Origin of the sequence: Massilia agilis, assembly GCF_024756255.1 — a bacterium.
GTDB lineage: Bacteria > Pseudomonadota > Gammaproteobacteria > Burkholderiales > Burkholderiaceae_D > Telluria > Telluria agilis.
In genome coordinates, this window is the sequence record NZ_JANUHB010000002.1 from 1,097,351 (window position 1) to 1,117,977 (window position 20,627).

At 63.2% G+C, this 20,627-nt stretch carries 24 protein-coding genes and 1 other RNA gene; 6 read left to right on the top strand and 19 right to left on the bottom strand.

The genetic code is table 11. The annotated features are described in order from the left end of the window. Positions 1-3: 3 nt before the first annotated feature. The 7 genes from cmk to gyrA all read right to left on the bottom strand — a co-directional run bounded on the left by cmk (position 4) and on the right by gyrA (position 9,239). Positions 4-669, bottom strand: coding sequence for a (d)CMP kinase (gene cmk, locus NX774_RS11920; RefSeq protein ID WP_258822392.1), 666 nt, complete (start codon positions 667-669; stop codon positions 4-6). 73 nt (positions 670-742) lie between these two features. Further along, positions 743-2,074 carry a 3-phosphoshikimate 1-carboxyvinyltransferase gene (gene aroA, locus NX774_RS11925; RefSeq protein WP_258822393.1) on the bottom strand — a complete coding sequence of 444 codons (1,332 nt, stop codon included), beginning with the start codon at positions 2,072-2,074 and terminating at the stop codon, positions 743-745. Beyond that, positions 2,075-2,977 (bottom strand): prephenate dehydrogenase, encoded by a 903-nt coding sequence (locus tag NX774_RS11930; protein WP_258822394.1) that lies wholly within the window; start codon positions 2,975-2,977, stop codon positions 2,075-2,077. After that, positions 2,978-4,081 (bottom strand): histidinol-phosphate transaminase, encoded by a 1,104-nt coding sequence (gene hisC / locus NX774_RS11935; protein WP_258822395.1) that lies wholly within the window; start codon positions 4,079-4,081, stop codon positions 2,978-2,980. Positions 4,082-4,101: 20 nt separating this feature from the next. Beyond that, positions 4,102-5,172, bottom strand: coding sequence for a prephenate dehydratase (pheA, locus tag NX774_RS11940; RefSeq protein ID WP_258822396.1), 1,071 nt, complete (start codon positions 5,170-5,172; stop codon positions 4,102-4,104). Between the two features lie 173 nt (positions 5,173-5,345). Further along, entirely contained in the window at positions 5,346-6,440 is a 1,095-nt protein-coding gene (gene serC, locus NX774_RS11945; RefSeq protein ID WP_258822397.1) for a 3-phosphoserine/phosphohydroxythreonine transaminase, read from the bottom strand. Between the two features lie 168 nt (positions 6,441-6,608). Then, positions 6,609-9,239, bottom strand: a complete 2,631-nt coding sequence (gene gyrA / locus NX774_RS11950) for a DNA gyrase subunit A (protein ID WP_258822398.1) — start codon at positions 9,237-9,239, stop codon at positions 6,609-6,611. Between the two features lie 364 nt (positions 9,240-9,603). Between gyrA and ompA the strand changes: the two genes are divergently transcribed. The 5 genes from ompA (at position 9,604) to ssrA (ending at position 13,110) form a co-directional block, all read left to right on the top strand. Continuing rightward, on the top strand, positions 9,604-10,329 hold the full coding sequence (gene ompA / locus NX774_RS11955) for an outer membrane protein OmpA (protein ID WP_258822399.1): 726 nt from the start codon (positions 9,604-9,606) through the stop codon (positions 10,327-10,329). A gap of 216 nt (positions 10,330-10,545) precedes the next feature. Beyond that, positions 10,546-11,247, top strand: a complete 702-nt coding sequence (ubiG, locus tag NX774_RS11960) for a bifunctional 2-polyprenyl-6-hydroxyphenol methylase/3-demethylubiquinol 3-O-methyltransferase UbiG (RefSeq protein WP_258822400.1) — start codon at positions 10,546-10,548, stop codon at positions 11,245-11,247. A 6-nt stretch (positions 11,248-11,253) separates the two neighbouring features. After that, positions 11,254-11,958: an HAD family hydrolase gene (locus NX774_RS11965; RefSeq protein WP_258822401.1), complete on the top strand. Its 705-nt coding sequence runs from the start codon at positions 11,254-11,256 to the stop codon at positions 11,956-11,958. A gap of 101 nt (positions 11,959-12,059) precedes the next feature. Continuing rightward, a complete protein-coding gene (locus tag NX774_RS23385) occupies positions 12,060-12,668 on the top strand; it encodes a glycine zipper 2TM domain-containing protein (protein ID WP_307731194.1) in 609 nt (202 codons plus the stop codon). A gap of 84 nt (positions 12,669-12,752) precedes the next feature. Then, positions 12,753-13,110, top strand: a transfer-messenger RNA (tmRNA) gene (gene ssrA, locus NX774_RS11975). A gap of 99 nt (positions 13,111-13,209) precedes the next feature. On the opposite strand, the gene NX774_RS11980 is transcribed toward ssrA, so the two are convergent. Genes NX774_RS11980 through NX774_RS12025 form a run of 11 tightly spaced genes read right to left on the bottom strand, consistent with a single transcriptional unit; the run spans position 13,210 to position 19,818 of the window. After that, positions 13,210-14,334, bottom strand: a complete 1,125-nt coding sequence (locus NX774_RS11980) for an Arm DNA-binding domain-containing protein (protein WP_460829384.1) — start codon at positions 14,332-14,334, stop codon at positions 13,210-13,212. Further along, positions 14,274-14,552 (bottom strand): excisionase family protein, encoded by a 279-nt coding sequence (gene xisR / locus NX774_RS23545; protein ID WP_502572651.1) that lies wholly within the window; start codon positions 14,550-14,552, stop codon positions 14,274-14,276. Before xisR ends, NX774_RS11980 begins: the two co-directional genes overlap by 61 nt. 17 nt (positions 14,553-14,569) lie before the next feature. Beyond that, entirely contained in the window at positions 14,570-15,097 is a 528-nt protein-coding gene (locus NX774_RS11985) for a hypothetical protein (RefSeq protein ID WP_258822403.1), read from the bottom strand. After that, positions 15,094-15,375 carry a hypothetical protein gene (locus NX774_RS11990; RefSeq protein ID WP_258822404.1) on the bottom strand — a complete coding sequence of 94 codons (282 nt, stop codon included), beginning with the start codon at positions 15,373-15,375 and terminating at the stop codon, positions 15,094-15,096. The genes NX774_RS11985 and NX774_RS11990 overlap by 4 nt, the downstream gene beginning before the upstream one ends. Continuing rightward, positions 15,372-15,599, bottom strand: coding sequence for a hypothetical protein (locus NX774_RS11995; protein WP_258822405.1), 228 nt, complete (start codon positions 15,597-15,599; stop codon positions 15,372-15,374). Before NX774_RS11995 ends, NX774_RS11990 begins: the two co-directional genes overlap by 4 nt. Next, positions 15,596-16,840: a Lar family restriction alleviation protein gene (locus NX774_RS12000; protein WP_258822406.1), complete on the bottom strand. Its 1,245-nt coding sequence runs from the start codon at positions 16,838-16,840 to the stop codon at positions 15,596-15,598. The genes NX774_RS11995 and NX774_RS12000 overlap by 4 nt, the downstream gene beginning before the upstream one ends. Positions 16,841-16,848: 8 nt before the next feature. Continuing rightward, positions 16,849-17,133: a hypothetical protein gene (locus NX774_RS12005; RefSeq protein WP_258822407.1), complete on the bottom strand. Its 285-nt coding sequence runs from the start codon at positions 17,131-17,133 to the stop codon at positions 16,849-16,851. Continuing rightward, on the bottom strand, positions 17,126-17,431 hold the full coding sequence (locus NX774_RS12010; protein ID WP_258822408.1) for a hypothetical protein: 306 nt from the start codon (positions 17,429-17,431) through the stop codon (positions 17,126-17,128). Before NX774_RS12010 ends, NX774_RS12005 begins: the two co-directional genes overlap by 8 nt. After that, a complete protein-coding gene (locus tag NX774_RS12015; protein ID WP_258822409.1) occupies positions 17,431-18,711 on the bottom strand; it encodes a hypothetical protein in 1,281 nt (426 codons plus the stop codon). The genes NX774_RS12010 and NX774_RS12015 overlap by 1 nt, the downstream gene beginning before the upstream one ends. After that, positions 18,708-19,202 (bottom strand): HNH endonuclease, encoded by a 495-nt coding sequence (locus NX774_RS12020; protein WP_258822410.1) that lies wholly within the window; start codon positions 19,200-19,202, stop codon positions 18,708-18,710. The genes NX774_RS12015 and NX774_RS12020 overlap by 4 nt, the downstream gene beginning before the upstream one ends. 13 nt (positions 19,203-19,215) lie before the next feature. Beyond that, positions 19,216-19,818 (bottom strand): hypothetical protein, encoded by a 603-nt coding sequence (locus tag NX774_RS12025; RefSeq protein WP_258822411.1) that lies wholly within the window; start codon positions 19,816-19,818, stop codon positions 19,216-19,218. A gap of 152 nt (positions 19,819-19,970) precedes the next feature. Between NX774_RS12025 and NX774_RS12030 the strand changes: the two genes are divergently transcribed. Continuing rightward, positions 19,971-20,213: a hypothetical protein gene (locus NX774_RS12030; protein WP_258822412.1), complete on the top strand. Its 243-nt coding sequence runs from the start codon at positions 19,971-19,973 to the stop codon at positions 20,211-20,213. A gap of 134 nt (positions 20,214-20,347) precedes the next feature. Here NX774_RS12030 and NX774_RS12035 read toward each other — a convergent pair whose 3' ends face one another. Further along, positions 20,348-20,599: a hypothetical protein gene (locus NX774_RS12035; RefSeq protein WP_258822413.1), complete on the bottom strand. Its 252-nt coding sequence runs from the start codon at positions 20,597-20,599 to the stop codon at positions 20,348-20,350. Between the last annotated feature and the right edge of the window lie 28 nt (positions 20,600-20,627).

Consider the following 20,627-nt stretch of genomic DNA (forward strand, 5'->3'; position numbering starts at 1 on the left):
GAATTATTGTTTTTCGGCGTACCACCGCAACACCTGCTCCACCGCCTCTTCGGCCGTGATGTTGGAGGAATCGAGGATATACGCATCTGCCGCCGGCGCAAGTGGCGCGACCGCGCGTTTGGTATCGCGCTCGTCGCGTGCCTGCAAATCGGCCAGCAGATCGTCCATATTAGCAGAAAACCCTTTGCCAATCAATTGCTTATACCTGCGTTCGGCGCGCGCAGCAACACTTGCGGTCAAGAACACCTTCAACTTGGCAGTCGGAAAGATCACCGTGCCCATGTCACGCCCGTCGGCGACCAGCCCTGGTGCCGTGCGGAAGCGCAGCTGCAGGCCGAACAGCGCCTGGCGCACGGCCGGCAGCGCGGCGATCTTCGACGCGGTGTTGCCCACCTCCTCGACGCGGATCGCCTGGGTCACGTTCTCCTGTCCCAGGAACACGTCGTGGCCGACAAAGCTGCAGTTCAGGTGCTCGGCCACCTTGGCCAGCGCGTGCTCGTCGCTCATGTCGGTCGCGCGGCGCAGCGCCGACAGCGCGGTCAGGCGGTACAGCGCGCCCGAATCGAGCAGGTGGAAACTGAGCCGTTCGGCCACCTTGGCCGCCACCGTGCCTTTGCCGGAGGCGGTCGGGCCGTCGATGGCGATTACCGGGATGTTGGAGTTGGGCATTTTTAGTTCTTCGTGAACGCAATGGCTGGTTGAACGCGTGGGCAGGATTTGCCCACCCTACGTCCAGCTGGCTTCAAAATAGCTCGCTTTTGGCGATCTTCGAAAACGTTTCGAAATATTCGGGGAAGGTCTTCGCCACGCACTTGGGGTCGTTGATGCGAATCGCATTGCCGCGCCGCGCCTTGCCGTCCAGGGTGGCAAGCGAAAAGCACATCGCCATCCGGTGGTCGTCGTAGGTGTCGATCGTAGCCGGCCGGATCTCCTCCGGCGGCGTGATGCGGATGTAGTCCGCGCCCTCTTCGACGATCGCGCCCAGCTTGCGCAGCTCGGTCGCCATCGCCGCCAGGCGGTCAGTCTCTTTCACGCGCCAGCTGGCGATGTTGCGCAGCGTGCTGGTGCCGTCCGCATACAGGGCGGCCACCGCGATCGTCATCGCCGCGTCGGGAATGTGGTTGAAGTCCGCGTCGATGGCCTTGAGCACGCCGTTCGATTGGGCCTCGATCCAGTTCTCGCCGCGCGTGATGGTCGCGCCCATCTTTTCCAGCGCGTCGGCAAAGCGCACGTCGCCCTGGATACTGTCGCGGCCCACGCCCACCACCCGCACCGGGCCGCCGGCAATCGCGCCGGCCGCGAGGAAGTACGAGGCCGACGAGGCGTCGCCTTCCACATGGATGCTGCCCGGGCTCTTGTAGCGCTGGCCCGGCTGCACCGTGAACGACTGCCAGCCGTCCTGCTCCACGGTCACGCCGAAGCGGCGCATGAGGTTCAGCGTGATCTCGATGTAGGGCTTGGAGATCAGTTCGCCGACCACGTCGATGCTGACGGCGTGGTCCTTGGCCATCAGCGGCGCAGCCATCAGGAGCGCAGTCAGGAACTGGCTCGACACGTTGCCGCGCACGGACAGCCGGTCGGCCTCGATGTGGCCACGGCGGATGTGCAGCGGCGGATAGCCCGGCGTGCCGGTGTACTCGATGCGCGCGCCGACGGCGTTGAGCGCATCGACCAGGTCGCCGATCGGGCGCTCGTGCATGCGCGAGACGCCGTGCAGCTTGTAGTCGCCGCCGATCACCGCCAGCGCCGCCGTCAGCGGCCGGATCGCGGTGCCCGCGTTGCCCATGAAGAGATCGGCCTCGCGCACCGGCAGCACGCCAGCGCCGCCATGCACGAAATTGGTCCGCTCATCGACCTCGTCCCACTTGATGCCCAGCGAGCGCAGCGCGCCCAGCATGACCATGGTGTCGTCCGAGGCCAGCAGGTCGTGGATGGCGGTGTTGCCCTCGCTGAGCGCGGCCAGCAGCAGCGTGCGGTTGGAGATGCTTTTCGAACCCGGCAGGCGCACCGTGCCTTCCACGTGCATCACCGGCGGCAGGTCGAGGTGCTCGGGGTAGTGTTTTTGCTGCGTCATTTAGTTTCCTGATTCTTGGGCAGGGCGCGGCTCGGCGGCCTCGATCGTCTCGATCCAGTTGCGCCGCGCGCGCTGGGCATTGGCGTACACGCCTTCCAGCGCGGCCGCATCGCTGGCCGCGAGCATGGCCCGCAGCTTGGTCAATTGTGCCAGATACGCGTCCAGCTCCACGAGCAGCGCGTCACGGTTGGCCATGCTGATGTCGCGCCACATCTCCGGCGACGAGCCGGCAATGCGGGTAAAGTCGCGAAAGCCGCTGGCCGCGTACTGGAACAGCAAGTCGGCGTGCGGCTTGGCGGCGATGTCGTCCACCAGCGCGTAGGCCAGCAGGTGCGGCAGGTGGCTCACGGCGGCGAACACCTTGTCGTGCTCTTCGGGCGTCAGGCGGTGGATGATCGCGCCGCACAGGCGCCACGCCAGGGCCACCCGCTCGACCGATGCGGCGGGGTTTTCCGGCAGCGCCGTGATCACGGTCTTCTTGCCGCGGTACAGGCCCGCCAGCGCCGCGTCCGGACCGTTGGACTCGCGCCCGGCGATCGGGTGGCCCGGCACGAATTGGGCGATGCGCCCGCCGAGCACCGCGCGCGCGGCGGCGACCACGTCGGACTTGGTGCTGCCCGCATCGGTGAGGATCGTGTGCGGCTCCAGCCACGGCAGCAGCGTCGCCAGGATCGGGCCGGTCTGCGCGACCGGGGCGGCGATGAGCACCAGGTCGGCGCCTTGCATCGCTTCTTGCGGCGACTGCGCCACCGCATCGATGATGCCCAGCTCCTGCGCACGCGCCAGCACGCCCGGCGAGCGGCCCATGCCGACCACGGTCCTGGCCGCGCCGGCCTGCTTGAGCGCCAGCGCGAACGAGCCACCGATCAGGCCAACGCCAACGATGACAATCTTATCGAACATTCAGCCCAGCGCCCTCTTCAGCGCCGCGATGAACTTTGCGTTCTCGTCCGGCAGGCCGATCGAGATGCGCAGCCACTGCGGCAGCCCGTAGTTGCCGACCGGGCGCACGATCACGCCCTGCTTGAGCAGCGCCAGGTTCACGCGCGCGCCCGCGCCGTCGTCGTTGCCGACCTTGACCAGCACGAAGTTGCCGTACGACGGCACGTATTCCAGCCCCAGCTCGTCGAACGCGGCGGTGAGCTGCTTGTAGCCGTCGGCGTTGTTCTGCGCGCCCTTGGCCAGGAACTGTTTGTCGTTCAGCGCCGCGACCGCGGCAGCCTGCGCCAGCGAGTTCACGTTGAACGGCTGGCGAATGCGGTTCATCAGGTCGGTCACCGCCGGCTGGGCGATGGCAAAGCCCACGCGCAGGCCCGCCAGGCCATACGCCTTGGAGAAGGTGCGCGAGACGATCAGGTTGGGGAACTTGCGCACCCACTGCGACGACTCGAACTGGTTTTCCGGCGCGAGGTATTCGTTGTAGGCCTCGTCCAGCACCACGATCACGTTGGCCGGCACCTTGGCCAGGAAGGCTTCGATGCGCGCAGCCGGGATGAAGGTGCCGGTCGGGTTGTTCGGGTTGGCGATGTACACGAGCCTGGTGTCGGCCTCGATGGCATCGGCCATCGCATCGAGGTCATGGCCGTACTCGGCCGCGGGCACCACGATGGCGCGGCCACCCACGCCTTGCGTGGCCAGCGCGTACACGGCGAACGAGTACTGCGAGAACACCACCGACTCGCCCTTCTGCACGAACGCGTGCGCGGCGATCTCGAGGATGTCGTTGCTGCCGTTGCCCAGCGTGATCCAGTCGGCCGGCACGTCGTAGCGCTTGGACAGCGCGGCCTTGAGCTCGAAACCGTTCGCATCCGGGTACCGACCCAGCTCGGCCGCGGCTTGCGCCATCGCCTGCTTGCTCGACTCCGGAATGCCGAACGGGTTCTCATTCGAGGCGAGCTTGACGATATTGGCTTCGTCGAGCCCGAACTCGCGGGCGACTTCAGCGATGGGTTTGCCGGCCTGGTAGGGGGCGATGGCGCGAACGTAATCTGGACCGAATTGCGACATAAGTACTCTCGAATGATGGTTTAAAGGCTGACCGGGTAGGAACCGAGGACCTTGAAGAAGGCGGCGTTCTGCTTGAGCTCTTCGAGCGCCCTGGCGACGTTGGCGTCCTGCACATGGCCCTCGACGTCAACATAGAAGTAGTACTCCCAGGTGCCGATGCGCGCCGGGCGCGACTCGAAGCGCGTCATCGACACGCCGTGCTTTGCCACGGGGGCCAGAAGGTCGTACACGGCGCCGGCCTTGTTGGGCACGGCCAGCACCAGCGAGGTGTGGTCGCGGCCGGACGGGTTGGTGTGCAGCTTGCCGATGACGACGAAGCGGGTACGGTTGTGCGGGTCGTCCTGGATGTGTGCCTCGACCACGCCGAGCTTGTACTGCTCGCCCGCCATCTCGCTGGCGATCGCGGCGATGCTCGGGTCCTGGCTGGCCATGCGGGCCGCCTCGGCGTTCGAGGCCACCGCGCGCCGCTCGATATTCGGGTGGTGCAGGTTGAGCCAGACCTGGCACTGCGCCAGCGCCTGCGAATGCGCGCACACGACGGTGACGCCTTCCATGGTGCCGGTGCGGGTCATCAGGCTGTGGTGCACGGGGATCGACACTTCGCCGCTGATGACGGTGGTGGTACCAAGCAGCAGGTCGAGCGTGCGGTTGATCGCGCCTTCGGACGAGTTCTCGACCGGGACCACGCCAAAGTCGGCGGTGCCGGCCTCGGTGGCGCGGAACACCTCGTCGATCGAGGCGCAGGGCATGCCCTCGATGGCGCTGCCGAACTGCTTGTACACGGCTTCTTCGCTGAAGGTACCGGCCGGGCCGAGGTAGGCCACGGTCACGCGCTTTTCGAGCGCGCGGCAGGCGGACATGATCTCGCGGAAGATGGTCTGGACGTCGCCGTTCTTGAGCGGGCCCGGATTGCGGTCGGCGACGCCGCGCAGCACCTGCGCTTCGCGCTCGGGGCGGAACACGGGGGCGTTGGTTTCGGCCTTCACGTGGCCGACTTCCTGCGCCACGCGGCCACGGCGCGACAGCAGTTCCAGGATTTGCGCGTCGATCTCGTCGATCTGCTGGCGCAGGGGTTTCAGTTTGTCTGTCATCGTTCTGCTTTATCTGCTCGGGTTAGGACGCGGCTGTGACCTCACCACCGCGTCGTCCCGGCGAAAGCCGGGACCCATGCTGAGTTTGCTGGTGCTACGCGCTCGACCTACCTGCACACGACGTATGGGTCCCGGCTTTCGCCGGGACGACGTTGATTGCGGTATCGGGCGGCTCAACGCCCCGCAAACTCGTTCAAATAATCGACCAGGGCTTGCACACCCTCGATCGGCATCGCGTTGTAGATCGATGCCCGCATACCGCCGACGGACTTGTGGCCCTTCAGTTGCAGCAGCCCGCGCGCCTTCGCGCCGGCCAGGAATTGTTCGTTCAGTGCTTCGTCGCGCAGGTAGAACGGCACGTTCATGCGCGACCTGTTTTCTTTCGCCACCCGATTCTGGTAAAAATCGTCGGCGTCCAGCGCCGCGTACAGCAGGCGCGCTTTCTCGATATTGCGTTGCTCCATCGCGGCCACGCCACCCTGCCGCTTGAGCCAGTCGAACACCAGGCCCGCGATGTAGATCGCGTAGGTCGGCGGCGTGTTGTACATCGACTCGTGCTCGGCCACCGTCTTCCAGTGGAAGGCCGAGGGGCAGATCGGCAGCGCATGCTCGAGCAGGTCCTCGCGCACGATCACCAGCGTCAAGCCCGCCGGGCCGATGTTCTTCTGCGCGCCGGCGAAGATCACGCCGTATTTGGACACGTCGATCACGCGCGACAAAATGTGCGAGGACATGTCGGCCACGATGGGTACGTCGGCCGGCACCTCGGGCACGAAGTTGTACTCGACGCCGTCGATGGTCTCGTTCGTGCAGATGTGCAGGTAGGCCGCATCTTGCGTGAGCTTCCACGACGCTTGCGGCGGCACGGCGGTGAAGGCCTGGTCCTTGGAGCTGGCCGCCACGTTCACGTTGGCGTAGCGCGCCGCTTCCTTGAGCGACTTGCCGGACCACGAACCGGTGTGCACGAAATCGATGGTGGCTGGCTGCGCGCGGCGCCCGGCCAGGTTCAGCGGCACGATCGCGTTCTGGCCAAGCCCGCCCCCCTGCTGGAACAGGATCTTGTAGTTCGGCGGGACATTCAGCAGTTCGCGCAGGTCGGCCACGGCCTGCTTGTAGATGGAGATGAATTCGGGACCGCGGTGGCTCATCTCCATCACCGACATGCCGCTGCCGTGCCAGTCGAGCATTTCGGACGCGGCTTGTTGAAGGACCTCGCGCGGCAGCACGGCGGGGCCGGCGGAGAAGTTGAAGATGGGGGTGGCGGTCATGGGTTTCTACGATGTTGAGGGCAAGCTGTGCGATTGATTGTCGCACAAACCCGCCACTTCTACCGTCGTCCCCGCGCCAGGCGGGGACCCATGGACAGCGCGAGTATTCGTGTCGTCCATGGGTTCCCGCCTCCGCGGGAACGACGGTCTTGGGCTAACTTATAAGGCTTACTGGTCGCCCTGCTCTGCCGGCGCGTCGCCTTCGGCTTCTTCCTCGACGTCGCTTTCCATCACGCGCTGCAGGCCGGACAGCCTGGTGCCGTCCTCCACCGCGATCAGGGTCACGCCCTGGGTCGCGCGGCCCATCTCGCGGATCTCGGACACGCGGGTGCGGATCAGCACGCCGCCGGTCGTGATCAGCATGATCTCGTCCTTCGGCGACACCAGCGTGGCAGCGACGACCTTGCCGTTGCGCTCGCTGGTCTGGATCGCGATCATGCCCTTGGTGCCGCGGCCGTGGCGGGTGTATTCCAGGATCGGGGTGCGCTTGCCGAAGCCGTTCTCGGTGGCGGTGAGCACCGACTGCTGCTCGTTCTCTGCCACCAGCAGCGCGATGACCTGCTGGCCATCTTCCAGGTTCATGCCGCGCACGCCGCGCGCGTTGCGGCCCATCGGGCGCACGTCGTTCTCGTCGAAGCGCACGGCCTTGCCGGCGTCCGAGAACAGCATCACGTCGTGCTCGCCGTCGGTCAGCGCGGCGCCGATCAGGAAGTCTCCTTCATCCAGGTCCACCGCGATGATGCCGGCCTTGCGCGGGTTGGAGAAGTCCTTCAGCGGGGTCTTCTTCACCGTGCCCAGCGAGGTGGCCATGAACACGTAGTGGTCTTCAGGGAACTTGCTGTTCGGGCCAGACAGCGGCAGCACCACCGTGATCTTCTCGTTGTCCTGCAGCGGGAACATGTTCACGATCGGTTTACCGCGCGAGTTGCGCGAGCCCTGCGGTACTTCCCACACCTTGAGCCAGTACATGCGGCCGCGGTTGGAGAAGCACAGGATGTAGTCGTGCGTGTTGGCGATGAACAGCTGGTCGATCCAGTCGTCCTCTTTGGTCGCCATGGCCTGCTTGCCGCGGCCGCCGCGCTTTTGCGCGCGGTATTCGGACACCGGCTGCGCCTTCATGTAGCCGGAGTGCGACAGCGTGACCACCATGTCCTGCGGGGTGATCAGGTCTTCGGTCTCCAGGTCGGTCGCGTTGTGCTCGATGGTCGAGCGACGGGTGTCCTTGCCGTTTTCGGTGTAGTCGGTCTTGATCTGGGTGAGCTCGTCGCTGATGATCGTGGTCACGCGCTCGGGCTTGGCCAGGATGTCGAGCAGGTCGGCGATGTGTTCCATCACTTCACGGTACTCGTTGACGATCTTATCCTGCTCCAGGCCGGTCAGGCGCTGCAGGCGCATCTGCAGGATTTCCTGGGCCTGCTCGTCGGACAGCTTGTACAGGCCGTCCGGCTGCATGCCGTAGTGCTTGGGCAGGTGCTCGGGGCGGAACGCCTCGATGCCGCCGGCGGCGCCGGTCTCGCTGCGGCTGAGCATGTTGCGGACCAGGGAAGAGTCCCAGGCGCGCTGCATCAGTTCGGTCTTGGCGATCGGCGGCGTCGGCGCGGCCTTGATGATCGCGATGAAGTCGTCGATGTTGGCCAGTGCGACGGCCAGGCCTTCCAGCATGTGGCCGCGTTCGCGCGCCTTGCGCAGCTCGAACACGGTGCGGCGGGTGACCACTTCCCGGCGGTGCGACAGGAAGCACTCGATCATCTGCTTGAGGTTCAGCAGCTTCGGCTGGCCGTTGACCAGCGCCACCATGTTCATGCCGAAGGTATCCTGCAGCTGGGTCTGCTTGTACAGGTTGTTCAGCACCACCTCGGGCACTTCGCCACGCTTCAGTTCGATCACCACGCGCATGCCCGACTTGTCGGACTCGTCGCGAATGTCGGAGATGCCTTCGAGCTTTTTCTCGCGCACGTTTTCGGCGATGCGCTCGAGCAGCGATTTCTTGTTCACCTGGTACGGCAGCTCGTCCACGATGATCGCGGTGCGGTTGCCGTCGCGGCCCACTTCCTCGAAGTGGGTCTTGGCGCGCATCACCACGCGACCGCGGCCGGTGCGGTAGCCATCGCGCACGCCAGAGACGCCGTAGATGATGCCGGCGGTCGGGAAGTCCGGCGCCGGGATCAGTTCGATCAGCTCATCCACCGAGCAGTCCGGAGTGCGCAGCACGTGCAGTGCGCCGTTGATGACTTCGGAAAGGTTGTGCGGAGGAATGTTGGTGGCCATGCCCACCGCGATACCCGACGAGCCGTTGACCAGCAGGTTCGGGAACTTGGTCGGCAGGACGGTCGGCTCTTTCTCCTTGCCGTCGTAGTTGGGCTGGAAGTCGACCGTGTCCTTGTCGATGTCGGCCAGCATCTCGTTGGAGATGCGGTCCAGGCGGCACTCGGTGTAACGCATTGCCGCGGCGCTGTCGCCGTCGATCGAACCGAAGTTGCCCTGCCCGTCCACCAGCGTGTATCGCAGCGAAAAGTCCTGCGCCATGCGCACCAGCGTGTCGTAGATCGAAGCGTCGCCGTGCGGGTGGTACTTACCCATGGTGTCGCCCACGACGCGCGCGCACTTCACATACGGGCGGTTGTACACCGTATTGCTTTCGTGCATCGAAAACAGCACGCGCCGGTGCACCGGCTTCAAGCCGTCACGCACGTCCGGAAGGGCGCGCCCCACGATCACGCTCATCGCGTAATCGAGGTAGCTCTTGCGCATCTCTTCTTCGAGGGAAATGGGGACTGTTTCTTTTGCGAATTGATCCATTGGAAGGGTCGACTGCTTTCAGGCTGTGGTTGTGAGTTACAAGCGTTCGATTCTACCACGCGCGCTATGGCAACTGCGCAATTCGCTCTGGGCAGCAGCCGGAGCGACATGACGCGCGGGCGAGTTGTCAAGCACCCCCGCGCACGAGTCCGTCATGTTGCGAGGAAACAACGCAGCCGTACTTATGCGCTGGGTTTGATTTAGCGCGAGACGTGCTGCTCTGGCCGATATGGCAAAATGGCCGAGAACTTAATTGCTTGTTTCACAATGCGAAACAAACACAACAGGCATGGTGTTACCATCCTGAACATGTACGCACCAGTTTTGTGCGGTTTCGCCGGATATCACCGAAAGGAAGAAAAACATGAAAAAAATTGCAACCCTCGTGCTCGCAGCTTCGGCGGCGTTGGCTGGCAGTGCGCTGGCCCAAACCACCCCGCCGTATGCACCGCTGACGACCGACATCCAGGCACCGACGCCCTACAGCGCTTACGTGCAGGATGCCCGCGGCGTGATCGCACGCGATCCTTTCGGCCTGTGCTGGCGCACCGGTTACTGGACCCCGGCCGACGCCGTCCCGGGTTGCGACGCGCCGATCTGCGTGCCGCCGGAAAAACTCGAAAACGGCAAGTGCGTCGCTCCGCCGCCGCCGCCGGTTGAAGCTCCGGCCCCTGCCCCGGCTCCGGCCCCGGCACCGGCTCCGGTCCCGACCTCCGAGAAAGTCAGCTACCAGGCTGATGCATTCTTCGACTTCGACAAAGCCGTGCTCAAGCCGGCCGGCAAGCAGTCGCTGGACGAACTGACCAGCAAGCTGGGCGACATGAACCTGGAAGTCATCATCGCCGTCGGCCACACCGACTCGATCGGTACCGACGCCTACAACCAGAAGCTGTCGGTGCGCCGCGCCGAAGCGGTCAAGGCCTACCTGAAGTCCAAAGGCGTGGACCAGGCCCGCATCTACACCGAAGGCAAGGGTGAGAAGCAGCCGGTCGCCGACAACAAGACCGCCGCCGGCCGTGCCAAGAACCGCCGCGTGGAGATCGAAGTGGTTGGCACCCGCACGGTGACCAAGCCGGCACAGCAGCAGTAATCTGGCTGCATGCCCAACAACCCCGCTGCGGCGGGGTTTTTTTATGACCACAAAATTTCGCTCCGTCGTCCCCGCGCAGGCGGGGACCCATGGACCGCAAGCGTCTGGGCGCATCATGTGCACGTTGCGGGTGAGCGCGCTCAGCATGGGTCCCCGCCAACGCGGGGACGCTGCGGAGCTACGCTCCTTCGCGGTTTCCAGCTATTATTCCGACCTATGACTACGAACGTCGACCAACTCGAAATCAACAAATTCAGCGAACTGGCGCATCGCTGGTGGGATCCCACCTCCGAATTCCGTCCGCTGCACGAAATCAACCCGCTGCGTCTTGAGTGGATCAATTCGCTGGCCCCGCTTGCCGGCAAGAACGTGATCGACATCGGCTGCGGCGGCGGTGTGCTGACCGAAGCAATGGCGCGCAAGGGCGCCAAGGTCACCGGCATCGACCTGTCCAAGAAGGCCCTGAAAGTGGCCGACCTGCACAGCCTGGAATCGGGCATCGAGGTGCGCTACAAGCTCATCTCCGCCGAGGAAATGGCCGCGCAGGAACCGGGCCAGTTCGACGTCGTCACCTGCATGGAAATGCTCGAACACGTGCCGGACCCGGCATCGGTGGTGCGTGCCGCGGCCGCGCTGGTCAAGCCGGGTGGCAAGGTGTTCTTCTCCACGCTCAACCGCAACCTGAAGTCCTACCTGTTCGCAGTGGTCGGCGCGGAATATGTGCTGCGCTTGCTGCCGCGCGGCACCCACGACTACGGCAAATTCATCACCCCGGCGGAACTGTCGCAATTCGTGCGCAGCGCCGGCTTGCAGGTGGACAGCCTGAAGGGCCTGACCTACAACCCGCTCACCAAGTTCTATTCGCTCAACAACGACACCGACGTGAACTACATGGTGGCCTGCAGCAAACCGCTCTGACCTGACATGACTTTTCCTGTCCGCACGCCCGCACCGCGTGCCGTCCTGTTCGACCTGGACGGCACGCTGGCCGACACCGCGCCCGACCTGGCTGCCGCCGTCAACTGGCTGCGCACCGAGCGCGGGCTGGAGCCCACGCCCTACGCCGTGCTGCGCCCGACCGCCTCGGCCGGCGCGCGCGGCATGATCGGCGCCGCGTTTGGTCTTGCGCCGGGCGACGACGGCTACGAAGCGCTGCGCCTGCAATGGTTCGACCGTTACCAATCGGCCATGGCGGTGCACTCGACGCTGTTCGGCGGCGTGGTCGAGCTGCTCGACGGCATCCAGGCGGCGGGCATGGCGTGGGGCATTGTCACCAACAAGCCGGCGCGCTTCACCGACCCCTTGCTCCCTCAGATCGGGCTGGCGCACGCGGGTTGCGTGGTGTCCGGCGACACCACCGGTTTTTCCAAGCCACACCCTGCCCCGCTGCTGGAAGGCGCACGCCGCCTGGGCATTGCGCCGGAGCATTGCTGGTACGTCGGCGACGACCTGCGCGACGTCGAGGCGGGGCGCGCGGCCGGCATGGTCACGGTGGCCTGCGCCTGGGGTTACTGCGGCGAAATCGATCCGGCCACCTGGGGCGCAGACTACCTGCTTGATACGCCGACCGACCTGCTGGAGACCCTGCGCGGTCTTGCCGGCGCGCCCTTGAAGGCGGCAACGGCCTGAATCCTTACATCTGATTACGATTGATACAGCAATCCGTCTAGCTCCCGGGTCAGCTGCGCCGTAATCTACTCCTGCACCAACCAACACAGCAGGAGCTAAAGATGGAAGCGATCAAGACCACCACCCGTATTCACCCCCTGATGGCAGCGGCTGCCGCTTCCGTGATCGTCGTCTGCGCGGCGGGCACCGCCGCCATCACCGGCATCCTGCCCAGCTCGCACAGCGCGCCCGAACCGCAGGCCATGCCGGCCGTCAGCCCGTACGGCGCGGCGCCCGCCGCTTACACGGCACCGACGCAGACCGCGTATGGCATGAGCGCAACCCCGGCCATGCAGGCCCAGCAACCGATGGTAGCCCAGGCGGCACCGGTGCTGGTTCCGGCGAATGCCACTTATGTCCAGCCGGCCCCGGCCGTGCAGCAGGTGGCCCCGGCCGTGGAGCAACGCGCCCCGGTCGTCCACAAGGCGGCGCCCAAGCGTGTGGTGCACCACTACACGCAGGAAGCGCGCTATGACCACCCGACCTATGCACAGCAGCCCGCCCCTGCGCCGCGCCAGCCCAACTACATGGCGATCGGCACTGGCGCGGTGATCGGCGGCCTGGTCGGCAACCAGATCGGCAGCGGCAACGGCCGCAAGCTGGCCACGGTGGCCGGCATCATCGGCGGCGGCATGCTCGGCAACGAAGTCGCCAACCGCAACCAGCAATAAGGGCCGTGGCGCAGGGCGTTTGCGCTGCCCCAGTGGGGGCATGCAAACGCCCACGGATTGGAGTACAATGGTTTTACTTTCGCTGGGGGCGACCTGGTTTCGACGTGGGTTACAAAGCAGCGCAGGGCATACCGAGGGCTGGTTACCTCGTAAATACACCCAGAAATCAATAACTGCAAACGATAACTCGTACGCACTCGCAGCTTAATTGCTGCTAGCTCTTCAACACCTCGCCCCTGGGGTGTGCCGCAAGGCTGAAGAGTCATTTACAGGGGCTCGGGTTTGACCGGGTTACTTGGTCCGACCTTAAATCTAAGGTAACTCGCCTGTCCAAACCGCGCACGTCCGGGCTGTACGGGTTAAATTAAATGGCGATGCTAAGTATGTAGAACTGCCTGTAGAGGGCTTGCGGACGAGGGTTCAATTCCCTCCGCCTCCACCACCTTACACTTTATAATCAAGGACTTAGCAAATACGCGATGTCATTAATTTGGGCTGTTTGGGGCCGTTTTGGCTCCAGAATGCCAACAAAATGACAGCATCACGGTCCGGTCTTGATTCCTACTTCGCTAGACTGTCTGGCCCCGTAGAGCGCCTCCGCCCGGCTGCCGGCCAGCTTGTCGGCATCCGGCATCCAGCGCCCATAGCGGCGCGCGATCATCGTCCAGTCGGCATGCCCCATCTGCTGCGCGACCCACATTGGGTGCTCGCGGGCCGACAACATCATGCTGGCGTAGGTATGTCGGGTCTGGTACGGGTAGCGCGGGCGTACGCCGGCCTTCTTGATCGCGTACTGCCACATGGTCTTGCGGATCGGCTGGTCGCCGGCCCAGCGCTCAAGCGTCTGCGGGTTCTGGAACACTTCCTTTCCGGCCAGCCAGGTGTACTGCTTTTGCGCGTCCAGCGCCTCCAGCGCCGGAGCCAGTAGCTTTACATCGCGCATGCCGGCGTCGGTCTTGGTCACCTCGGCCTCGTCCGAATACTGTGTGATCGCACGGCTCACGCGTACGACGCCGGCCACGAAATCTATGTCCGACCAGTCGAGCGCGACCAGCTCGGAAGTGCGCAGCCCGGTCCAGAACGCGAACTTGATCAGGTTGTGGTTCTGGCCGGCGAGTACGCCCAGGATCGCCGCCTGCTCCTCCTTGGTGAACGGGTCGATCTCGTCGGTCTTCCTAGGCGCATCCTTCTTGCGGTAGGTCCAGCCGGCCAGCGGGTTGGAACGAAGCAGGCCATCGACCTCCACCGCCTCCTCGAGGGCGCAGCGCATCACGCTCTGGATATTTCCCAGGGTCTTGTTGCCGGCCTCGAGTTTGACCAGCTGGTCGCGCATGTGCTGGCGCCCAAACTCAGACAGGCGCAGCGCGCCGAACCAGGGGATCAGGCGGCCCAGCACGATCTTGCGGTAGGTGGCGTAGGTGCTGGCCTTGAGCTGCAGTTTCATGCGCTCAAGCCACTGCTCCAGATAGGGCTCGATCAGGGTGACGTCGCCCTTCTGGTCGGCAAACTTGGCGGCGTTCTTGGAGTTGGGGAACGTCGCGGCGTAATCGAAGCAGCCTGTAGCGATCGCGTGCATGACCGCCGCGCGGTGCTGCTCGGCGCGCTTTAGATTAGCGGAGGTGGGCTTGAGCGGTATTCGCTCTCGGCACCTGACGCCATTAAACATGAAGGTGATTTCGATGCTACTTTCCGATGCACCTTTAACCCCTCTCCCGTCTCTACCCATCGTTCGTACCCTTCGGTATTGATCAGATTTCTTCCGTCTGGAGCTTTAATCCAGACCTCCCCTTCCAGCCAGATCCCATCCCTTATCTTGGTCCGGATGGCGTCCTCGGTGTACCCCGACTCAGCTGAAAACTTGGGAATTGTGACATAGCGCAGCATAGTACTTGCTGAAACGATCAGTCCTTGGTCCTTGGGGTAGCCTTGCCCTCCTTGGCTGCGATGGCGGCGTCAATGACCTCATCAAGTGCCGACTCGGTGAGCACTTCGTCGGTTTGGTCTTCGCAGAAGGGAAGGCGGAACATGACAGCGCATATCTCACGTTGCCCGGGTTGCAGTTCAATGTCATCGCTGCGCAGCCACCGATACCTTGCCGCATCCCTCGCATCCTCCCCGCCTTGCCCGCCTGCTTTGATGGCGGCGCGAGCACGGATCAGCGCTTGCTTGGTACGCGGTCCTCCATGGCCTTCGGCAATGCACCAGTCCAGCTCGCCAAGCAAATCCAGCTCCCCCGCTTGCGCTGGAATGGGTGCGGGCTGGGTGGTGCGGCGGGTCCATGCGTCAATCTGCTGATCTAACATGTCGAATTCCCATCCATTGAAAAAGCATCCGTTCTTCGGGTGCGTGTAATATCCATCATCACCTCCCAGCTTGGCGCTGCAAAAAGGGCATGGCAGCGGCTCCTTTCCGATATCGAGCGCGCTCATGCATCCTCCATGCGGATTTCGTACCGCCAAAACTTTTGATGACCGTCCTTATCAACCTGCCCGTTCGGCCCCATCCAATCCATCGTGACGCGCGCCGCCTCGGTATCTTGGGAATACTCGACTGACCCGCGCTGCGCTTGCGACGGTAGTTGCTCGTCGTAGTAGTGCGCCATCGGCGGTTCGCATACCCTCGTGACGCCGTAGGACAGTGGACGAGGGTATGCCGAAATGAAGCGGTCGAACTCGTTCTTCGTGACCTCTTTCAGGGGTGCGATCATGCCTGCTCCTTCCCGCCTACTGGCCCCGCCTCAACGCAAAACGCGTCGCAATTCTCGATCCACTTGTCCGCCCATGCATGCGCGCGCTGCAACCGGCGGCGCTGCGAGAACGGGGGCCAGCAGAAAAAGCTAACCCCGACGCGCCGGCCGGTGGCTGCGTTGTACACCTCGGCAATCACCATGCCGGTATCGGCCTGCTCAATGGTCTTGGAAAAGCGGCTCATGCTGCACCGCCTGCTGGCTCGGGGTGCGATGGGGCGGCGGCAAGCATGGCGTCGTAGATGCGGCACATCTCGGTGCATCTCGGCTGATTGTCGCCTGCCAGAGCAAGCCATGCACGATGCAGCATGGTTCCGGTTTTGGGGTCTTTCGGCACCACCTTCCACCCTTCCGGCGCCACTGGTGCGCTGCGAGCGGCGGCGGCACATGCGGCCCCGTACTCGCGCATCTGGTCGGCGGTGAAGATGTCCGCGAGATCATCAGCGGCGTACTTCGGCTTCGGCAGCGGCGGCAGCTCCCCGTCCACTACAGGCGCTGCTGGCTGGGCGAGTGCGGCGCGATATCCCGCTGTAAATGCGGTTGCTTTGCGTAACGACAGGTCGGCCCCGTTTCGGTATTTGTCCCACGCCGCCTCGAGCGACCGTTCATCCAGCGGCGCTGTTGCGCGGCCAGCGCCCATCAATCGCAGTCCGTGGGCCGCAGCAGCCATGGCCCGCTCGACGCTCTGCGACTCGACACTCTTGGCTTGCGCTTCCAGTTCCAGGGCCAGCCCCAGCCAATCAACGCCAGCAACCTCACGGCCAGCAAGGGCGGCACGCACATTGCGTTCCGTGTGGGCGTCAACGATCCTGATTTTGTCCTCACGCGGGTAGTTCTGCGTGAGGATAATCATGGCGTCGGGGTTGTCCGCGATGCTTTCGCGGCGGTCGATGCGTTGGCCAGCAGCCTCACGGCTTGGTGCTGGGGCGCTACCTTTAAGGATGCGGATGGCTTTTGCGCAACCAAGCGGCGTCGGCCATTCCGTGTCGTTCTGACGCTCGCACAGCTTTGCTGCTTCTTCCAGAGCAGCCTCACGCTCCCCGCTCGCGCTTGCCGTGGTGGCCGCAGGGGATGCGAGCAAACCCTCGCAGTACGCTTCACGCATGGCGTTGCTCACCGTGCGTCCCTTCTGCTGCTCGGAAGCCATCCATGCGTAGCTGGCGTCCTCGGCCTGCTCCGTGGTGGCCGCTTGCGGTGCCGGGGTGGCGCGGCGGTTCCACTGCTCTGCAAGCAATCCGTCAACGCTATCCATCAACGCGATGCGCATGTTCGTGGAACTGCCACAGGCTGAGTTCGTGCACTCGATCCAGTAGCCGCTTTCGCCATCGGTCTGCAACTTTGGCTGGCTGCCACAAAAAGGGCATGGCAAAAGGTTACCGCTCGTTGCGCTGCTGTCCGGGGTATCCGTGTGGGTGGTGGTGGTCATGGTTGTCCTTAGTCGTCGGTTTTTGCGGCGCAGAGCCAATATTCGTGCTTCTCGTTTGCGCGCCCGTATTGCTGTTCGATGTCGATGTCCCATGTGGTGCGCGCCTCAAGGATCGGCGCATCGGCACCGCTGAATCCCCACGCGGTTTCCATCCTTCCGCGCACGCCTGCGCCACCATTGAACGTGCCATCAGGGTCGCTGAACGAGGAAAACACGACCAGTTCCTTGCCGTGGCGAGCGCGGATCACTGCCGCCACTTCTGCACTTGTCGGGATACGCTTCCAGTCACGCATCGCCGCCCCCTTTCTGGCTGTCGGCGGTCTTCAGGTACTTGCGCACGTACTCCAACGCGGCTGTTTTCGCTGTTTCTTCATCAAGAACCGGGTTGTCGCATGTGTTCTTGTGCGGAACGCCGGACTGCCAACCAGCTACCCAATACCAGCCACTTTTCCTGCCCTTGTTGATCCGGCCGTCGATGTATCCAGTGGTAGCGTAGCGCCGCTCTCCGTCGCGCAGCTCACTGCCCTGCGGACCAGCCACCACTCCGGCAAGTCCTTTCGGGCGAGGGTTCTTCTTCCAGCGTAGGGCCATCACGCACCGCCCACAGCGTTCTGGCTGTCGTCTGCCGGGGTGCGGCGGCTGATGCTGATGGTTGCGTCATCGAACGCGAGCGGTGCCAGCTTGCGCACCTCGTCCATCGTCAAGCCCTTGATGGTCACAAAGTTGAACTCGCGCTTGATGACAATGCCATGCTCGCCATCCTCATCCTCAAGCTGGCCGATCTCGCACAGGTTGCCCGACAGCTTCAGCGCATCCCTCACCTCGGCTTGTGCGGCCTTACCCTCCACCGCATCACGCAGCAGGCCAAGCGCGTGCTCGCACGGCACCATGCTCCCGGTCGATGCCATTTCACCCAGCTCGGTTGCCAGAACTTCGCGTGCTGCGAGGTGCAGGGCATCGGCTTGTACGGCCTGTGCGCCAAATTGCGGTGCGACTTTCAAGATGCACTCGACCAGGTGAGCACGCTCGTGTGCATCGCTGCTGAACGGCTCGTCCTCGTCGCCCCGGCTGAACCAGTTCAGGTCATGGGTGCGGTGGATCAGGTCAAGGATTACGCCAGCAACCTGCCCAGCAGCCAGTGCGGGCTGTGCGCTGGCAGGCTCACCATTCATTGCGAGATCGTCGTCAACTTCGGTCGGACCGAGATACTGGCTACCCTCGTCTGGGTATTCGGTGCAGTAGGCATAGAGACCTTCTGGTTGATCGGCCCACACGGCAGGGCGCTCCATGATCGACACTTCCCCGTCATGGCCGCCGAAGAACTCAACAAGTGCCTTCGCTTGGCGCAGCGTGATTTCGATTGTGGGAACGTCGCCGTGCTTCACCAGACCGGCCGATTTGGCCTGTGCGCTGGCATCTGGTGCAGCGCCGGAGATGTCCGCGCAGTAGTCGAGCAGATCGCCACGGTTGTCACTCTGCTCGCCTTCCTGCGCGACCGGGGCGGATTGCGCTGCGCTGGCCTGCGTGGGAGCGGCCAATGCGATGTATTTCTGGATTGCCGGTCGAAGTGCCTGCTTGAGGTTGTTCCAAAGCTGGCCGGTGATCGAGTTTTCAGGAGCTTTCTCGATGAACTCCCATGCCGCGTCGTTCAGCGCCTGCTCATCCACCTGATCCACCGCCCCAGCCTTAGCCTGGCGCGCGAGGTGGGCGATGACCGCGTTTGCTACCATCATCGGCGGCACGCTCTTGTCGATAATCCCTGCCTCGATCAGCTCTTGGCGCACCATGTCCATACAGTCGGCCATCCCCTGCGTCGCGAGGTTCGTGCCCGGCTGCTCGGCTGCGCCACCGCTATACTTGTTGTCGCTCATTTATCTTCTCCAATCGGGTTAAGGCATGCAAAATCACCAAAGTATTGGATGGCAGCCTTGTTATAAGCATGGGCAGCCTCATCAACTGATTCGAAATACCCAAGGAACCGAGTGACGCCATTGAGCTTTATCTCGGCTTTGAACTTCCTCCGTTTCGCATCTAGAGAAACGCCTTTAGCTTTAACCGCGCCCTTTACGCCCATGTTCATGTTGTTTTGGCTGGGGCTTGCCAAGCGAAGATTTTCTATCCTGTTATTCGATCGGTCCCTGTCTAAATGATCGACCTGTAATCGGGGCCACTCCCCGTAATAAAGCGCCCAAGCAACGCGGTGGGCAGTTCTCGTTGTGCCGAGCAGATTCAGTTTGAGATAGCCCTTGCTAGGCGCTCCTACATGGCGACCAGAAGGCCTATGAAACAACTCGCCAGTTGCTGGGTCATACCTGAATTTTTCGCGGAGATAATCGACACTGATTTCTTTCGTAGCGGTCATACCATTTCCCTCGTTAATCTTTTTGAGGTACTGGTGGGACAGGGACGGCGGCGAGCGCATTGATAGCGGCCACTACGCGCGCTTCGGCCCGACGCACCTTTTCCTCGACGCCCGGTCCGCCTTTGCCGAGGTTGCGGGCATGCTCATGCTCGCAGTCGCCCAATTCGCGCGCTGCCGACAGCGCCTCATCGCGCAGCGCCTTACGATCTTCCGGCACCTGCCCCGCAGCTGGCCGTGCCCCGCAATCGCACGGCCCGTTCGGCATGGCCGGTTCGTTGTGCATGGCGCAATCGCTTGCGTGCACTGCTGGCTGTGCTGCCTTGGTGGCGAGAAGCGCCTGAACGTCCTCGACGCGGTAGTAGGCGCCATGCGACATCGGATTCATCAGCGAGCCGATCAACCCGTACCGCGTCAACCCGCTCGTACCGTCAGCGGCGCGTTGCGAAAGAACATGGCGCTCAACCGCCTGGGCAAACTCGACCAGCGTAGCCGGCCCGAACATATATACCGGCTTGCCCCCATCCTCGATCACGTCATAGGCGTTTTTCTCACCCAGCTCCAAGACCCGCTCTTTAGTCAACCCGCTCACTGCAGGAACATTAGTTTTGCTATTCATCGTTTCTCCGTTCAGTGAATGGTGTAGCGGGCAAACTGGCAGCCGGCCAAATGTGGTTTGCCAAGGGGCTGATGGCAGCTGATGCAGCGGCTAGTCCGCCGCGTAATGGGATGTGCTACGATTCCCGTCTTAATAGATCCAAAGGAGACAAGATGCGCATCATGCGAGGTACCATTTATCGGGATTACACCGTGGTAGTGAACCCAACGGGTGCTCCAGAAGGGCGATTCCGTGACGCCTTCTCTGTGCATAAACACGTCGACGGCGAGCCCGATTTGCGTGTCACGGTCTACCAGCGCTCGATTTCGGAAGCCACCGAGTACAACACCGAGAAGGAGGCTGTCGAAAGCGCACTTAAGCATGCTGGTGTTTGGATCGACGGCGAGTACCCGTAACCTATAGTCATAGCGGAAAAGCATGCGCCTCCGTATTTCGGATGAGCACAAGTCTGAGCTTACGAACTTTTGTTGCCGATTCGCTTCCATAGTTTCCCCAATCTTCTTTTTGTAATGGTCGTGCTGCAGTGCTGCTACGCCGCAGATTTTCCCGTCCGCGTTATCTGAACCTGAGCGCTATCGATCCCATCAGCCTTGCCTGCGAGGTACACCGTCATCTCGATGTGTCCGCCAGCACGGTTCATCGTCAGGCCATTGATGAACTGGTTGAGCCCTTCATGGATTACCGGCCTGGCGCAGTGAAACGACTTCAATAGCAAAAGCTGGTGCTGGTAGCCGGCCTCATCTAGCGGCTCATTCTGTTCAGGGCTGGGGATCTTTCTCATCGTTGACCTGTGCCTTTTCAGCTTTGGC

Coding starts and splice junctions, on each gene's coding strand:
- NX774_RS11995 (WP_258822405.1), bottom strand. CDS start 15,599: ATGAGCCGCTTTTCCAAGACCATTGAGCAGGCCGATACCGGCATGGTG.
- NX774_RS12015 (WP_258822409.1), bottom strand. CDS start 18,711: ATGAGCGACAACAAGTATAGCGGTGGCGCAGCCGAGCAGCCGGGCACG.
- aroA (WP_258822393.1), bottom strand. CDS start 2,074: ATGACGCAGCAAAAACACTACCCCGAGCACCTCGACCTGCCGCCGGTG.
- cmk (WP_258822392.1), bottom strand. CDS start 669: ATGCCCAACTCCAACATCCCGGTAATCGCCATCGACGGCCCGACCGCC.
- NX774_RS11985 (WP_258822403.1), bottom strand. CDS start 15,097: ATGAGCGCGCTCGATATCGGAAAGGAGCCGCTGCCATGCCCTTTTTGC.
- NX774_RS12005 (WP_258822407.1), bottom strand. CDS start 17,133: ATGCGTGACTGGAAGCGTATCCCGACAAGTGCAGAAGTGGCGGCAGTG.
- NX774_RS11980 (WP_460829384.1), bottom strand. CDS start 14,334: ATGTTTAATGGCGTCAGGTGCCGAGAGCGAATACCGCTCAAGCCCACC.
- ompA (WP_258822399.1), top strand. CDS start 9,604: ATGAAAAAAATTGCAACCCTCGTGCTCGCAGCTTCGGCGGCGTTGGCT.
- pheA (WP_258822396.1), bottom strand. CDS start 5,172: ATGACAGACAAACTGAAACCCCTGCGCCAGCAGATCGACGAGATCGAC.
- NX774_RS12035 (WP_258822413.1), bottom strand. CDS start 20,599: ATGAGAAAGATCCCCAGCCCTGAACAGAATGAGCCGCTAGATGAGGCC.
- NX774_RS11990 (WP_258822404.1), bottom strand. CDS start 15,375: ATGATCGCACCCCTGAAAGAGGTCACGAAGAACGAGTTCGACCGCTTC.
- NX774_RS12030 (WP_258822412.1), top strand. CDS start 19,971: ATGCGCATCATGCGAGGTACCATTTATCGGGATTACACCGTGGTAGTG.
- gyrA (WP_258822398.1), bottom strand. CDS start 9,239: ATGGATCAATTCGCAAAAGAAACAGTCCCCATTTCCCTCGAAGAAGAG.
- NX774_RS12010 (WP_258822408.1), bottom strand. CDS start 17,431: ATGGCCCTACGCTGGAAGAAGAACCCTCGCCCGAAAGGACTTGCCGGA.
- serC (WP_258822397.1), bottom strand. CDS start 6,440: ATGACCGCCACCCCCATCTTCAACTTCTCCGCCGGCCCCGCCGTGCTG.
- xisR (WP_502572651.1), bottom strand. CDS start 14,552: ATGCTGCGCTATGTCACAATTCCCAAGTTTTCAGCTGAGTCGGGGTAC.
- hisC (WP_258822395.1), bottom strand. CDS start 4,081: ATGTCGCAATTCGGTCCAGATTACGTTCGCGCCATCGCCCCCTACCAG.
- NX774_RS23385 (WP_307731194.1), top strand. CDS start 12,060: ATGGAAGCGATCAAGACCACCACCCGTATTCACCCCCTGATGGCAGCG.
- NX774_RS12000 (WP_258822406.1), bottom strand. CDS start 16,840: ATGACCACCACCACCCACACGGATACCCCGGACAGCAGCGCAACGAGC.
- NX774_RS12025 (WP_258822411.1), bottom strand. CDS start 19,818: ATGAATAGCAAAACTAATGTTCCTGCAGTGAGCGGGTTGACTAAAGAG.
- NX774_RS11930 (WP_258822394.1), bottom strand. CDS start 2,977: ATGTTCGATAAGATTGTCATCGTTGGCGTTGGCCTGATCGGTGGCTCG.
- NX774_RS11965 (WP_258822401.1), top strand. CDS start 11,254: ATGACTTTTCCTGTCCGCACGCCCGCACCGCGTGCCGTCCTGTTCGAC.
- NX774_RS12020 (WP_258822410.1), bottom strand. CDS start 19,202: ATGACCGCTACGAAAGAAATCAGTGTCGATTATCTCCGCGAAAAATTC.
- ubiG (WP_258822400.1), top strand. CDS start 10,546: ATGACTACGAACGTCGACCAACTCGAAATCAACAAATTCAGCGAACTG.